At 54.4% G+C, this 12,982-nt stretch carries 26 protein-coding genes; all 26 read left to right on the top strand.

Going from position 1 to position 12,982, the window contains the following annotated elements:
* Positions 1-4: 4 nt before the first annotated feature.
* The 26 genes from tuf (at position 5) to rpsK (ending at position 12,968) form a co-directional block, all read left to right on the top strand.
* Positions 5-1,198, top strand: coding sequence for an elongation factor Tu (gene tuf, locus GIV26_RS19520; RefSeq protein WP_005791980.1), 1,194 nt, complete (start codon positions 5-7; stop codon positions 1,196-1,198).
* A 158-nt stretch (positions 1,199-1,356) separates the two neighbouring features.
* On the top strand, positions 1,357-1,668 hold the full coding sequence (gene rpsJ, locus GIV26_RS19515) for a 30S ribosomal protein S10 (RefSeq protein ID WP_003186070.1): 312 nt from the start codon (positions 1,357-1,359) through the stop codon (positions 1,666-1,668).
* A gap of 81 nt (positions 1,669-1,749) precedes the next feature.
* Complete coding sequence (gene rplC, locus GIV26_RS19510; RefSeq protein ID WP_003194649.1) at positions 1,750-2,385, top strand: 50S ribosomal protein L3; 636 nt, start codon at positions 1,750-1,752, stop codon at positions 2,383-2,385.
* Positions 2,386-2,397: 12 nt separating this feature from the next.
* Entirely contained in the window at positions 2,398-3,000 is a 603-nt protein-coding gene (gene rplD / locus GIV26_RS19505) for a 50S ribosomal protein L4 (RefSeq protein ID WP_003176424.1), read from the top strand.
* Positions 2,997-3,296, top strand: a complete 300-nt coding sequence (rplW, locus tag GIV26_RS19500; protein WP_002555488.1) for a 50S ribosomal protein L23 — start codon at positions 2,997-2,999, stop codon at positions 3,294-3,296. The genes rplD and rplW overlap by 4 nt, the downstream gene beginning before the upstream one ends.
* A 14-nt stretch (positions 3,297-3,310) precedes the next feature.
* The gene (gene rplB, locus GIV26_RS19495) at positions 3,311-4,135 is read left to right on the top strand and encodes a 50S ribosomal protein L2 (protein ID WP_003186055.1); all 825 of its coding nucleotides are present in this window, start codon (positions 3,311-3,313) and stop codon (positions 4,133-4,135) included.
* A 16-nt stretch (positions 4,136-4,151) separates the two neighbouring features.
* Complete coding sequence (rpsS, locus tag GIV26_RS19490) at positions 4,152-4,427, top strand: 30S ribosomal protein S19 (RefSeq protein WP_002555486.1); 276 nt, start codon at positions 4,152-4,154, stop codon at positions 4,425-4,427.
* A gap of 11 nt (positions 4,428-4,438) precedes the next feature.
* The gene (gene rplV, locus GIV26_RS19485; protein ID WP_003103908.1) at positions 4,439-4,771 is read left to right on the top strand and encodes a 50S ribosomal protein L22; all 333 of its coding nucleotides are present in this window, start codon (positions 4,439-4,441) and stop codon (positions 4,769-4,771) included.
* Between the two features lie 13 nt (positions 4,772-4,784).
* The gene (rpsC, locus tag GIV26_RS19480; RefSeq protein WP_003176422.1) at positions 4,785-5,471 is read left to right on the top strand and encodes a 30S ribosomal protein S3; all 687 of its coding nucleotides are present in this window, start codon (positions 4,785-4,787) and stop codon (positions 5,469-5,471) included.
* A gap of 12 nt (positions 5,472-5,483) precedes the next feature.
* A complete protein-coding gene (gene rplP / locus GIV26_RS19475) occupies positions 5,484-5,897 on the top strand; it encodes a 50S ribosomal protein L16 (RefSeq protein ID WP_003176421.1) in 414 nt (137 codons plus the stop codon).
* Positions 5,897-6,088, top strand: a complete 192-nt coding sequence (gene rpmC / locus GIV26_RS19470) for a 50S ribosomal protein L29 (RefSeq protein ID WP_002555481.1) — start codon at positions 5,897-5,899, stop codon at positions 6,086-6,088. Before rplP ends, rpmC begins: the two co-directional genes overlap by 1 nt.
* 2 nt (positions 6,089-6,090) lie before the next feature.
* Positions 6,091-6,357: a 30S ribosomal protein S17 gene (gene rpsQ, locus GIV26_RS19465; RefSeq protein ID WP_003194644.1), complete on the top strand. Its 267-nt coding sequence runs from the start codon at positions 6,091-6,093 to the stop codon at positions 6,355-6,357.
* 23 nt (positions 6,358-6,380) lie between these two features.
* Positions 6,381-6,749, top strand: coding sequence for a 50S ribosomal protein L14 (rplN, locus tag GIV26_RS19460; protein ID WP_002555479.1), 369 nt, complete (start codon positions 6,381-6,383; stop codon positions 6,747-6,749).
* A gap of 11 nt (positions 6,750-6,760) precedes the next feature.
* Positions 6,761-7,075: a 50S ribosomal protein L24 gene (rplX, locus tag GIV26_RS19455; RefSeq protein ID WP_003176416.1), complete on the top strand. Its 315-nt coding sequence runs from the start codon at positions 6,761-6,763 to the stop codon at positions 7,073-7,075.
* A 22-nt stretch (positions 7,076-7,097) separates the two neighbouring features.
* A complete protein-coding gene (rplE, locus tag GIV26_RS19450; RefSeq protein ID WP_003194642.1) occupies positions 7,098-7,637 on the top strand; it encodes a 50S ribosomal protein L5 in 540 nt (179 codons plus the stop codon).
* Between the two features lie 13 nt (positions 7,638-7,650).
* Entirely contained in the window at positions 7,651-7,956 is a 306-nt protein-coding gene (gene rpsN, locus GIV26_RS19445; RefSeq protein ID WP_003176414.1) for a 30S ribosomal protein S14, read from the top strand.
* Positions 7,957-8,164: 208 nt separating this feature from the next.
* Positions 8,165-8,557, top strand: a complete 393-nt coding sequence (gene rpsH / locus GIV26_RS19440; protein ID WP_003176413.1) for a 30S ribosomal protein S8 — start codon at positions 8,165-8,167, stop codon at positions 8,555-8,557.
* Between the two features lie 12 nt (positions 8,558-8,569).
* The gene (rplF, locus tag GIV26_RS19435) at positions 8,570-9,103 is read left to right on the top strand and encodes a 50S ribosomal protein L6 (protein WP_003194640.1); all 534 of its coding nucleotides are present in this window, start codon (positions 8,570-8,572) and stop codon (positions 9,101-9,103) included.
* A 10-nt stretch (positions 9,104-9,113) separates the two neighbouring features.
* The gene (gene rplR / locus GIV26_RS19430; protein ID WP_003186037.1) at positions 9,114-9,464 is read left to right on the top strand and encodes a 50S ribosomal protein L18; all 351 of its coding nucleotides are present in this window, start codon (positions 9,114-9,116) and stop codon (positions 9,462-9,464) included.
* 3 nt (positions 9,465-9,467) lie between these two features.
* Positions 9,468-9,968 carry a 30S ribosomal protein S5 gene (gene rpsE, locus GIV26_RS19425; protein WP_003176409.1) on the top strand — a complete coding sequence of 167 codons (501 nt, stop codon included), beginning with the start codon at positions 9,468-9,470 and terminating at the stop codon, positions 9,966-9,968.
* Between the two features lie 2 nt (positions 9,969-9,970).
* Positions 9,971-10,147: a 50S ribosomal protein L30 gene (gene rpmD, locus GIV26_RS19420; protein WP_003186033.1), complete on the top strand. Its 177-nt coding sequence runs from the start codon at positions 9,971-9,973 to the stop codon at positions 10,145-10,147.
* Between the two features lie 3 nt (positions 10,148-10,150).
* Complete coding sequence (gene rplO, locus GIV26_RS19415; protein WP_003176407.1) at positions 10,151-10,588, top strand: 50S ribosomal protein L15; 438 nt, start codon at positions 10,151-10,153, stop codon at positions 10,586-10,588.
* Positions 10,589-11,917: a preprotein translocase subunit SecY gene (secY, locus tag GIV26_RS19410; protein ID WP_003194637.1), complete on the top strand. Its 1,329-nt coding sequence runs from the start codon at positions 10,589-10,591 to the stop codon at positions 11,915-11,917.
* A 28-nt stretch (positions 11,918-11,945) separates the two neighbouring features.
* A complete protein-coding gene (rpmJ, locus tag GIV26_RS19405; RefSeq protein ID WP_002555468.1) occupies positions 11,946-12,062 on the top strand; it encodes a 50S ribosomal protein L36 in 117 nt (38 codons plus the stop codon).
* A 129-nt stretch (positions 12,063-12,191) separates the two neighbouring features.
* Positions 12,192-12,548, top strand: coding sequence for a 30S ribosomal protein S13 (rpsM, locus tag GIV26_RS19400; protein WP_003194635.1), 357 nt, complete (start codon positions 12,192-12,194; stop codon positions 12,546-12,548).
* 30 nt (positions 12,549-12,578) lie between these two features.
* Entirely contained in the window at positions 12,579-12,968 is a 390-nt protein-coding gene (rpsK, locus tag GIV26_RS19395; protein WP_002555466.1) for a 30S ribosomal protein S11, read from the top strand.
* Positions 12,969-12,982: the final 14 nt, after the last annotated feature.

Raw genomic sequence — 12,982 nt, 5'->3', positions numbered from 1 at the left:
TGTCGTGGCTAAAGAAAAATTTGATCGTTCCCTACCGCACGTAAACGTTGGCACCATCGGCCACGTTGACCACGGTAAAACCACTCTGACCGCTGCTCTGACTCGCGTCTGCTCCGAAGTTTTCGGTTCGGCTCGTGTTGACTTCGACAAGATCGACAGCGCACCAGAAGAAAAAGCTCGTGGTATCACCATCAACACCGCGCACGTTGAGTACAACTCGACTATTCGTCACTACGCTCACGTTGACTGCCCAGGTCACGCTGACTACGTGAAGAACATGATCACTGGTGCTGCCCAGATGGACGGCGCTATCCTGGTTTGCTCGGCCGCTGATGGTCCGATGCCACAAACCCGTGAGCACATCCTGCTGTCCCGCCAGGTTGGCGTTCCGTACATCGTGGTTTTCCTGAACAAGGCTGACCTGGTAGACGACGCTGAGCTGCTGGAACTGGTTGAGATGGAAGTGCGCGATCTGCTGAGCACTTACGACTTCCCGGGCGACGACACTCCGATCATCATCGGTTCTGCTCGTATGGCTCTGGAAGGCAACGACGAAAACGAAATGGGCACCACTGCCGTTCGTAAACTGGTTGAAACTCTGGACAGCTACATCCCAGAACCAGTTCGTCTGACCGACAAGCCGTTCCTGATGCCAATCGAAGACGTATTCTCGATCTCCGGTCGCGGTACTGTTGTGACTGGTCGTATCGAGCGCGGTATCGTTCGCGTTCAGGATCCACTGGAAATCGTTGGTCTGCGTGACACTACTGTCACCACCTGCACCGGTGTTGAAATGTTCCGCAAACTGCTCGACGAAGGTCGTGCTGGCGAGAACTGCGGCGTTCTGCTGCGTGGTACCAAGCGTGACGACGTTGAGCGTGGCCAGGTTCTGGTTAAGCCGGGTTCGGTCAAGCCGCACACCAAGTTCACCGCAGAAGTTTACGTTCTGAGCAAAGAAGAAGGCGGCCGTCATACTCCGTTCTTCAAAGGCTACCGTCCACAGTTCTACTTCCGTACTACTGACGTGACCGGTAACTGCGAATTGCCAGAAGGCGTTGAAATGGTAATGCCAGGCGATAACATTCAAATGACTGTTACCCTGATCAAAACCATCGCAATGGAAGACGGTCTGCGCTTCGCTATCCGTGAAGGCGGCCGTACCGTTGGTGCTGGCGTTGTAGCTAAAATCATCGAGTAATCTCTCTTTTGAGTGAGCTCTGATGTTTTGAAAAGGCCCCCGCTTAGCGGGGGCCTTTTTTATTGGGTTGACACCTATCTAGGGCGTCTATAGAATTGCGCCTCCTTTTAACGGGCGTATTGCGCCCGGTGGGAATAGCAGCCGGAGTCTGAAATCCAATGCAAAATCAGCAAATCCGTATCAGGTTGAAGGCTTTTGACCATCGCCTGATCGACCAATCCACCCAGGAAATCGTGGAAACCGCGAAACGTACTGGTGCTCAAGTGCGTGGTCCAATTCCACTGCCTACCCGTAAAGAGCGGTTCACCGTTCTGGTCTCCCCGCACGTCAACAAAGACGCGCGTGACCAGTACGAGATCCGTACTCATAAGCGCGTACTGGACATCGTCCAGCCAACGGATAAAACCGTTGATGCACTTATGAAGCTCGATCTGGCGGCCGGTGTGGAAGTACAGATCAGCCTCGGCTAAGACTTGGGTCTTAGTCGTGTAACGCTCTGAAATGGGCGGCCATAGCGGGTGAAAGCCCCGTACACTCATGAGGTTTACAACATGACTATTGGTGTAGTCGGTCGTAAATGCGGTATGACCCGTATTTTCACCGAAGAAGGTGTCTCCATTCCGGTCACGGTCATTGAGATCGAACCGAATCGCGTCACCCAGTTCAAAACTGAAGAAACCGATGGCTATCGTGCAGTGCAAGTCACTGTCGGCGAGCGTCGTGCTTCGCGCGTGACTGCTGCTCAAGCAGGTCACTTCGCTAAAGCAAACGTTGCAGCTGGTCGTACTGTCATGGAGTTCCGTCTTGAAGACGGCGACTACCAGGCTGGCGATCTGATCAACGCTGAAATCTTCGCCGCTGGTCAACTGGTTGATGTAACCGGTCAGTCCAAGGGTAAAGGCTTCCAGGGTACGATCAAGCGTTGGAATTTCCGTGGTCAAGACAACACTCACGGTAACTCCGTTTCCCACCGCGTCCCGGGCTCTATTGGCCAGTGCCAGACTCCTGGTCGTGTATTCAAGGGCAAAAAAATGTCCGGTCATATGGGCGCTGAGCGCGTGACCGTGCAGTCCCTCGAAGTAGTGCGCGTCGACGCTGAACGCAATCTGTTGTTGGTCAAGGGTGCTGTTCCTGGCGCTACTGGCGGCAACCTGGTTGTACGTCCAGCGGCCAAGGCTCGCGGTTAAGGGGAAGCTGACATGCAATTAAATGTAAATGACGCTCAAGCGATCGAAGTTTCCGAACTGACATTTGGCGGCGAATTCAACGAGACGCTCGTTCACCAAGCAGTCGTGGCCTACATGGCCGGCGGCCGTCAAGGTAGCAAGCAGCAAAAGACCCGTTCCGACGTACGTGGTGGCGGTAAGCGCCCTTGGCGTCAGAAAGGCACTGGCCGTGCTCGTGCCGGTACTATCCGTAGCCCAATCTGGCGTGGCGGCGGTACCACTTTCGCAGCTCGTCCACAGGATCACTCTCAGAAGCTCAACAAGAAGATGTACCGCGCAGCACTGCGCTCCATCCTTGCTGAACTCGTGCGTACTGATCGTCTGGTCGTGGTTCAGGACTTCGCTGTTGAAAGTCCAAAAACCAAAGATCTGTTGGGCAAACTGAACAACATGAGCCTGACCGACGTTTTGATCGTGTCCGAAGCTGTTGATCAGAACCTGTACCTGGCTGCTCGCAACCTGCCACACGTTGATGTACGTGACGTGCAAGGTTCCGATCCAGTTAGTCTGATCGCATACGACAAGGTGTTGATCACCGTGTCGGCCGTGAAGAAATTCGAGGAGCTGCTGGGATGAACCAGGAACGCGTATTTAAAGTTCTGCTTGGCCCGCACGTTTCCGAAAAGGCTACGGTTCTGGCTGACAAGAAAGGCCAGTTCGTTTTCAAGGTTGCAACTGACGCAACCAAGCTGGAAATCAAGAAGGCCGTCGAAAGCCTGTTCAGCGTGAAAGTAGAGCGTGTTACTACCCTGAATGTTCTGGGTAAGAGCAAGCGCACTGCTCGCGGTCTGGGCAAGCGTAATGACTGGAAGAAGGCGGTTATCTCCCTTCAGCCAGGCCAAGATCTCGATTTCAGCAGCAGTGCTGAGTAAGGAAGGGGTGCATCATGGCAATCGTTAAATGCAAACCGACTTCCCCTGGCCGCCGTTTTGTGGTCAAGGTGGTCAACCAGGAGCTGCATAAAGGCGCTCCTCACGCACCGCTGCTCGAGAAAAAATCGAAGTCTGGTGGTCGTAACAACAATGGTCGTATTACCACTCGTCACATCGGTGGTGGCCATAAGCAGCATTATCGTCTGGTCGACTTCCGTCGCAACGACAAAGATGGCATCGCTGCCACTGTCGAGCGTATCGAATACGATCCAAACCGTACTGCTCACATCGCTCTGCTGCTGTACGCAGATGGCGAGCGTCGCTACATCATCGCCCCTAAAGGCGTGAGTGCTGGCGACCAGCTGATCGCAGGTGCTCTGGCACCGATCAAGCCGGGCAACGCTCTGCAACTGCGTAACATTCCAGTTGGTAGCACCGTACACGGCATCGAATTGAAGCCAGGTAAAGGCGCACAGATCGCTCGTTCCGCTGGTGCTTCGGCTCAGTTGATCGCTCGTGAAGGTGTCTACGTGACCCTGCGTCTGCGTTCTGGTGAGATGCGTAAAGTACTGGCTGAATGCCGTGCGACCCTGGGCGAAGTCTCGAACTCCGAGCACAGCCTGCGTTCGTTGGGTAAAGCTGGTGCCAAACGCTGGCGTGGCGTTCGCCCAACCGTTCGTGGTGTTGCCATGAACCCGGTTGACCACCCACACGGTGGTGGTGAAGGTCGTACCTCTGGTGGTCGTCATCCGGTATCGCCATGGGGCTTCCCGACTAAGGGCGCGAAGACTCGTGGTAATAAGCGTACCGACAAAATGATCGTCCGTCGTCGCAAGTAAATAGAGGGATACGACAGTGCCACGTTCTCTGAAAAAAGGTCCTTTTATTGATCTTCACCTACTGAAGAAGATCGAAGTGGCGGCGGAAAAGAACGATCGCAAACCAGTTAAGACCTGGTCGCGTCGTTCGATGATCCTGCCACAAATGGTCGGTCTGACCATCGCAGTACACAACGGTCGTCAACACGTCCCAGTTCTCGTTAACGAAGACATGGTCGGCCACAAACTGGGCGAGTTTGCCGGTACCCGCACTTATCGTGGGCACGTGGCAGACAAGAAAGCCAAGCGTTAAGGGGTTAGGAAATGGAAGTAGCCGCTAAGTTGTCGGGCGCTCGAATCTCCGCCCAGAAAGCCCGCTTGGTCGCCGACCAGATCCGCGGGAAGAAGGTGGGCGAAGCGCTCAACCTGTTGGCTTTCAGCAGTAAGAAAGCCGCCGAGATCATGAAGAAAGTGCTGGAGTCGGCCGTAGCCAACGCCGAGCATAACGAAGGCGCAGACGTTGATGACCTGAAGGTCAGCACCGTTTTCGTCAACGAAGGGCGTTCGCTGAAGCGCATCATGCCACGTGCCAAAGGCCGTGCTGATCGCATCGTCAAGCGGTCTTGCCATATCACTGTCAAGGTTGCTGACAAGTAACGGAGTCGAAGAGATGGGTCAGAAAGTACATCCCATTGGCATTCGCCTGGGAATCGTCAAGGAGCACACCTCCGTCTGGTACGCAGACGGTCGGACTTATGCGGACTATTTGTTCGCTGATCTGAAGGTGCGTGAGTATCTCCAAGACAAACTAAAAAGCGCGTCCGTAAGCCGTATCGATATCCATCGTCCGGCCCAAACTGCACGTATCACCATCCACACCGCTCGTCCAGGTATCGTTATCGGGAAGAAAGGTGAAGATGTTGAGAAACTGCGTCAGGACCTGACCAAGCAAATGGGTGTGCCTGTGCACATCAATATCGAAGAGATCCGCAAGCCGGAGCTCGACGGTATGCTGGTTGCGCAGAGCGTAGCTCAGCAGCTGGAGCGTCGCGTAATGTTCCGTCGCGCTATGAAGCGCGCCGTACAGAACGCCATGCGCATTGGTGCCAAAGGCATCAAAATCCAAGTGAGCGGTCGTCTCGGCGGTGCTGAAATCGCACGTACTGAATGGTATCGCGAAGGTCGTGTGCCACTGCACACCCTGCGTGCCGACATCGACTATGCCAACTACGAAGCTCACACCACTTACGGTGTGATCGGTGTAAAGGTTTGGATCTTCAAAGGCGAAGTAATTGGTGGTCGCCAAGAAGAACTGAAACCACAAGCACCAGCGCCTCGTAAAAAAGCTGCTAAGTAAGGGGTACGCCAAATGTTGCAACCTAAGCGTACGAAGTTCCGCAAGCAGATGACAGGCCACAACCGTGGTCTGGCTCAGCGCGGTAGCAAAGTCAGCTTCGGCGAGTTCGCGCTGAAGTCTGTAGCTCGTGGTCGTCTCACCGCTCGTCAGATCGAGTCAGCGCGTCGTGCTCTGACCCGTCACGTAAAACGTGGCGGCAAGATCTGGATCCGTGTATTCCCGGACAAGCCGATCTCCAAAAAACCTCTCGAGGTTCGGATGGGTAAAGGTAAGGGTAACGTGGAGTACTGGGTAGCCCAGATTCAGCCAGGCAAAGTCCTGTATGAAATCGAGGGTGTTTCTGAAGAGCTGGCGCGTGAGGCTTTCGCCCTGGCTGCTGCAAAGCTGCCGCTCGCCACCTCCTTTGTTAAACGGACGGTGATGTGATGAAAGCGAATGAACTTCGTGAAAAATCCGCACAGCAGCTGAACGAGCAACTGCTCGGCCTGCTGCGCGACCAGTTCAATCTGCGTATGCAGAAAGCAACTGGCCAGTTGGGGCAGTCTCATCTGCTCTCGCAAGTTAAGCGTGACATCGCTCGCGTGAAGACTGTGCTCAACCAGCAGGCAGGTAAGTGATCATGGCTGAAGCCGAAAAGACTGTCCGTACGCTGACTGGCCGTGTTGTCAGCGACAAGATGGACAAAACCATCACCGTTTTGATCGAGCGTCGCGTTAAGCACCCGATCTACGGTAAATATGTTAAGCGTTCGACTAAGCTGCACGCGCACGACGAAACCAATCAGTGCCACATCGGCGACAAAGTCACTATTCGTGAAACTCGTCCGATGGCCAAGACCAAGTCTTGGGCACTGGTTGATGTTCTCGAACGCGCTGTGGAAGTCTAAGGACTAGGGGTCGGAGAAATTATATGATTCAGACTCAATCCATGCTCGATGTGGCCGATAACAGCGGCGCTCGCCGTGTTATGTGCATCAAGGTGCTGGGTGGCTCCCATCGTCGTTACGCTGGTATCGGTGACATCATCAAAGTTACCGTGAAGGAAGCAATTCCTCGCGGTAAGGTGAAAAAAGGCCAAGTGATGACTGCTGTTGTAGTCCGCACTCGTCACGGCGTACGTCGTGCTGATGGCTCCATTATCCGCTTTGATGGCAACGCTGCTGTTCTTCTGAACAACAAGCAAGAGCCGATCGGCACCCGTATCTTTGGGCCAGTGACCCGTGAACTTCGTACTGAGAAGTTCATGAAGATCGTCTCGCTCGCCCCAGAAGTGCTGTAAGGAGATCCGACATGCAAAAGATTCGTCGTGACGACGAGATCATCGTGATCGCCGGCAAAGACAAAGGTAAGCGCGGTAAGGTGCTTAAGGTTCTCGCCAATAACCGTCTGGTTATCGGTGGTCTGAACCTGGTCAAGCGTCATACCAAGCCTAACCCGATGTCGGGCGTGCAGGGCGGTATCGTCGAGAAAGAAGCTCCGCTGGACGCTTCTAACGTCGCCATCTTCAACGGCGAAACCAACAAGGCTGACCGCGTTGGTTTCAAAGTAGAAGACGGTAAGAAAATTCGTGTCTTCAAGTCGACCCAAAAAGCGGTTGATGCTTGAACACTGCTAGGTAGATTAGACCATGGCACGACTACAAGAGATTTACCGGAAGGAAATCGCCCCTAAGCTTAAGGAAGAACTTAAGCTCGGGAACGTGATGGAAGTTCCGCGCGTCACCAAAATCACCCTGAACATGGGTCTGGGCGAAGCGATCGGCGACAAAAAAGTCATCGAGCACGCTGTTGCTGACCTGGAAAAGATCACCGGTCAAAAAGTCGTTGTGACTTACGCTCGGAAATCCATCGCTGGCTTTAAAGTCCGTGAAGGTTGGCCGATCGGCGTCAAAGTGACTCTGCGCCGTGAGCGTATGTACGAATTCCTGGATCGTCTGCTGTCGATCTCCCTGCCTCGGGTCCGCGACTTCCGCGGCCTGAATGCCAAGTCCTTCGATGGTCGTGGTAACTACAGCATGGGCGTTAAAGAGCAGATCATCTTCCCGGAAATCGACTACGACAAGATCGATGCTCTCCGCGGTCTGGACATCACCCTGACCACCACTGCCAAGAACGATGATGAAGGCCGCGCTCTGCTGCGTGCGTTCAAATTCCCGTTCCGCAACTGATTGGAGTAGGACCATGGCCAAGATGAGCATGAAAAACCGCGAGCTGAAGCGTCAGCTCACGGTTGCCAAGTACGCCAAGAAGCGTGCAGCACTGAAAGCAATCATCGTTGATCTGAACGCAAGTCCAGAAGCGCGTTGGGAAGCTACAGTCGCTCTGCAGAAGCAGCCACGTGACGCAAGCGCTTCGCGCATGCGTAACCGCTGCCGCCTGACCGGTCGTCCACACGGCGTTTACCGCAAGTTCGGCCTCGGCCGTAACAAACTGCGTGAAGCGGCAATGCGTGGTGACGTACCAGGTCTGGTTAAAGCCAGCTGGTAAGTACTTTCAGCGTCCAGGTGGTCGGAATCGCAAGATACTGACCGCCGGTGACCTTGAATCTGGATCAAGCCCCTTTTGGGGCTTGTTTCATTTCTGGAGTGTGTCTAAAATACGCGGCTCGCCTGAGCCCGTGTTTTTTGTGCTCGGAGATTCTCGGCGACATATGTAGCCGCAAGGCTAATTTTTTTGTATTAGGAGCGTCTAGCCCATGAGTATGCAGGACCCGTTAGCGGACATGCTAACTCGTATCCGTAATGCCCAGATGGCTGAAAAGTCCGTCGTAAGCATGCCATCTTCCAAGTTGAAGGTAGCTGTTGCCAAAGTCCTGAAAGACGAAGGCTACATTGCGGGTTATCAGATCAGCAGCGAAATCAAACCACTGCTGTCCATCGAGCTGAAGTACTTCGAAGGCCGTTCGGTCATCGAGGAAGTGAAGCGCGTTAGCCGTCCAGGCCTGCGTCAGTACAAGTCCGCTGAAGATCTGCCGAAAGTTCGTGGCGGTCTGGGCGTGTCTATCGTCTCCACCAACAAAGGTGTGATGACGGATCGTGCTGCGCGCGCTGCCGGTGTCGGCGGCGAAGTTCTTTGCACTGTGTTCTAAGGGGGGATAAGCATGTCTCGCGTCGCTAAGAACCCCGTTAAGCTGCCAGCCGGTGTCGAAGTCAAATTCGCAGGCCAACAGCTTTCGGTGAAGGGTGCCAAGGGTACTCTTGAACTGAACATCCATTCGTCCGTTGAGATCGTTGAAGAAGCTGGTGAGCTGCGTTTCGCTGCTCGCAATGGCGATCAACAAACTCGCGCAATGGCCGGTACCACGCGTGCGTTGGTAAACAACATGGTCCAAGGCGTAAGCCAAGGCTTCGAGCGCAAGCTCCAGCTGGTCGGTGTTGGTTACAAAGCGCAAGCAAAAGGCACGGTTTTGAACCTTGCCCTTGGCTTCTCGCACCCAGTGGATTACGAACTGCCAGCGGGCATCACTGCTGAGACTCCTAGCCAGACCGATATCCTGATCAAGGGCATCGACAAGCAGCTGGTAGGTCAAGTGGCCGCTGAGATCCGCGACTTCCGTCCACCAGAGCCGTACAAAGGCAAAGGTGTGCGCTACGCGGACGAAGTCGTCCGTCGTAAAGAAGCCAAGAAGAAGTAGGGCATAGCAAATGACCGACAAAAAAGTTACTCGACTGCGTCGCGCTCGCAAAGCACGCCTGAAAATGCACGAACTCGAAGTCGTGCGTCTCTGCGTGTTCCGCTCGTCGCAGCACATCTACGCCCAGGTCATCTCGGCCGACGGCAACAAAGTCCTGGCAAGCGCTTCGACTTTGGATAAAGAACTGCGTGATGGTGCCACTGGCAACATCGACGCGGCCACAAAGGTTGGCCAGCTGGTCGCTACGCGTGCTAAGGCCGCTGGCGTCTCGCAAGTGGCTTTCGACCGCTCTGGCTTCAAGTACCACGGCCGCGTGAAAGCGCTGGCTGATGCTGCTCGTGAAGCTGGGCTGGAGTTCTAAGTTATGTCAAATAACGACCAAAAGCGCGACGAAGGCTACATTGAGAAGCTGGTTCAAGTTAACCGCGTAGCCAAAACCGTTAAAGGCGGCCGTATCTTCACTTTCACCGCGTTGACCGTGGTGGGTGATGGTAAAGGGCGTGTTGGCTTCGGCCGTGGCAAGTCACGTGAAGTGCCTGCCGCGATCCAGAAGGCAATGGAAGCTGCTCGCCGCAACATGATCCAGGTTGATCTGAACGGCACCACTCTGCAGTACGCAATGAAGTCCGCTCACGGCGCTTCGAAGGTGTACATGCAGCCTGCTTCTGAAGGTACCGGTATCATCGCTGGCGGCGCTATGCGTGCTGTCCTCGAAGTTGCTGGCGTTCAGAACGTTCTGGCCAAGTGCTACGGCTCGACTAACCCGGTAAACGTGGTTCACGCCACTTTCAAGGGTCTGAAAGCTATGCAATCTCCTGAGTCCATCGCTGCCAAGCGTGGTCTGACTGTCAAGGAGATCTTCTGATCATGGCTACCGTTAAAGTAACGCTGATCAAAAGCATGACCGGCCGCATCCCTAACCACAAACTGTGTGTTAAAGGTTTGGGTCTGCGTCGCATCGGTCACACTGTAGAAGTCCTGGATACTCCCGAGAATCGCGGGATGATCAACAAGGCTTACTACATGCTGCGTGTAGAGGGTTAATCGATGAAACTCAATGATCTGAGTCCAGCGCCGGGTTCCCGTCGCGAAAAGCATCGTCCGGGCCGTGGTATCGGTAGCGGTTTGGGTAAGACTGGTGGCCGTGGCCACAAAGGTCAAACCTCCCGTTCCGGTGGCACCATCGCTCCAGGCTTTGAAGGCGGTCAACAGCCGCTGCATCGTCGCCTGCCTAAGTTCGGTTTCGTATCCCTGAAAGCCATGGACCGCGCAGAAGTGCGTCTGTCCGAGCTGGCTAAAGTGGAAGGCGACATCGTTACTGTGCAGACCCTGAAAGATGCCAACGTGATCAACGTCAACGTACAGCGTGTGAAAATCATGCTGTCCGGTGAAGTGACTCGCGCTGTCACTATCGGCAAGGGAATCGGCGCCACCAAAGGTGCGCGTTCGGCTATCGAAGCAGCTGGCGGCAAGTTCGAGGAATAAATGGCTAAGCAAGGTGCTCTCTCAGCGCTCGGCAAAGGCGGTATGTCTGAACTTTGGGCTCGTCTGCGTTTTCTGTTCCTGGCGATTATCGTCTACCGAATAGGCGCACACATCCCGGTTCCAGGTATCAACCCGGACCGACTCGCAGACCTGTTTCGACAGAATGAGGGGACCATTCTTAGCTTGTTCAACATGTTTTCCGGCGGCGCGCTGGAGCGGATGAGCATCTTTGCACTGGGGATCATGCCGTATATCTCGGCATCGATCATCATGCAGCTGATGACAGCCGTCAGCCCGCAGCTGGAGCAGTTGAAGAAGGAAGGTGAAGCTGGCCGTCGCAAGATTAGCCAGTACACCCGCTACGGCACTGTCGTCCTCGCCCTGGTTCAAGCTATCGGCATGTCCGTTGGCCTGGCAGGGCAGGGCGTTGCGTTCACTGGTGACTTTGGCTTCCATTTCGTCGCGGTATCCACGTTTGTGGCTGGTGCGATGTTCATGATGTGGCTGGGTGAGCAGATTACTGAGCGTGGTGTTGGCAACGGTATCTCGATGTTGATTTTCGCAGGTATCGTCGCCGGTCTTCCGAGAGCAATCGGGCAGTCTTTCGAGTCTGCGCGTCAGGGTGATATCAATATCTTCGCCTTGGTTGCCATCGGTTTGCTGGCAGTAGCGATTATCGGTTTTGTGGTGTTCATTGAGCGTGGCCAGCGTCGTATTGCTGTTCACTACGCCAAGCGTCAGCAGGGCCGTAAGGTCTTTGCTGCGCAGACCAGCCACTTGCCGCTGAAAGTGAATATGGCCGGTGTTATTCCGGCAATTTTCGCGAGCAGCATCTTGCTGTTTCCGGCTTCGTTGGGTACCTGGTTTGGTCAGTCTGAAAATATGGGCTGGCTGCAGGACCTCTCTCAGTCGATCGCTCCTGGTCAGCCGTTGAATATTCTGCTGTTTAGTGCAGGGATTATTTTCTTCTGCTTCTTCTATACGGCGTTGATGTTCAATCCGAAAGACGTAGCGGAAAACCTGAAGAAGTCCGGTGCCTTTATTCCGGGCATCCGTCCAGGTGAGCAGTCGGCACGCTACATTGATGGCGTTCTGACCCGTTTGACCCTGTTCGGTGCTCTATATATGACGGCCGTGTGCTTGTTGCCCCAGTTCCTGGTGGTTGCAGCAAACGTTCCGTTCTACCTTGGCGGGACCTCGTTGCTGATCGTGGTCGTGGTTGTGATGGACTTCATGTCCCAAGTACAATCGCACCTCGTTTCGCACCAGTACGAATCCCTGATGAAGAAAGCCAACCTGAAGGGCTACGGCAGCGGCATGTTGCGCTGAGTACCCCATAAGGTTCGAGGAGTTGGTGATGAAAGTTCGTGCATCGGTGAAAAAGCTGTGCCGTAACTGCAAGATTATTCGCCGCGAAGGTGTTGTTCGAGTAATTTGCAGCGCGGAACCGCGTCACAAACAGCGCCAAGGCTGAGTGTGATCCGCTTGAAGCCCGGCAGCTAGTGCGCTGCCGGGTTGATTATTTGTTATTACAGCGATATTATCTCGCGCCCTATTTCTTGGCTTCCGGGGCGTAGGTAGCTGTCAATTGGAGTCCCACTGAATGGCCCGTATTGCAGGCGTTAACATTCCAGATAACAAGCACACTGTTATCTCGCTGACCTACATCTATGGTGTTGGTCGCACTACTGCGCAGAAAATTTGCGCAGTTGCTGGGGTAAACCCAGCCGCTAAGATCAAGGATCTGAGCGACGAGCAGATTGAACAGCTGCGTGGCGAAGTGGCGAAGTTCACCACTGAAGGTGACCTGCGTCGCGAAATCAACATGAAAATCAAGCGTTTGATGGACCTCGGTTGCTATCGCGGTCTGCGTCATCGTCGTGGTCTTCCAGTACGCGGTCAGCGTACCAAGACTAACGCGCGTACCCGTAAAGGTCCGCGTAAGCCGATCCGCAAGTAATCGCCCCAGCGAATCGACAGGAAAATTATCATGGCAAAACCTGCTGCTCGTCCTCGTAAAAAAGTTAAAAAGACAGTGGTTGATGGCATCGCCCACATCCATGCATCTTTTAACAACACCATCGTGACCATCACCGACCGTCAAGGTAACGCGCTTTCTTGGGCTACCTCCGGTGGTTCGGGTTTCCGCGGTTCCCGCAAGTCCACCCCGTTTGCTGCTCAAGTAGCTGCTGAACGTGCTGGTCAAGCTGCGCTGGAATATGGCCTGAAAAACCTCGACGTTAACGTCAAAGGTCCAGGTCCAGGTCGTGAGTCTGCTGTCCGTGCTTTGAACGGCTGTGGCTATAAGATCGCCAGCATCACCGACGTGACGCCAATCCCGCACAACGGGTGCCGTCCGCCGAAGAAGCGCCGCGTGTAATCCAGGAGATTGTA

This window comes from Pseudomonas sp. PA-1-3F (assembly GCF_021609665.1).
Taxonomy (GTDB): domain Bacteria; phylum Pseudomonadota; class Gammaproteobacteria; order Pseudomonadales; family Pseudomonadaceae; genus Aquipseudomonas; species Aquipseudomonas paracarnis.
The sequence above is the reverse complement of the archived record's forward strand: the minus strand, read 5'-3'. Positions and strand labels throughout refer to the sequence as shown.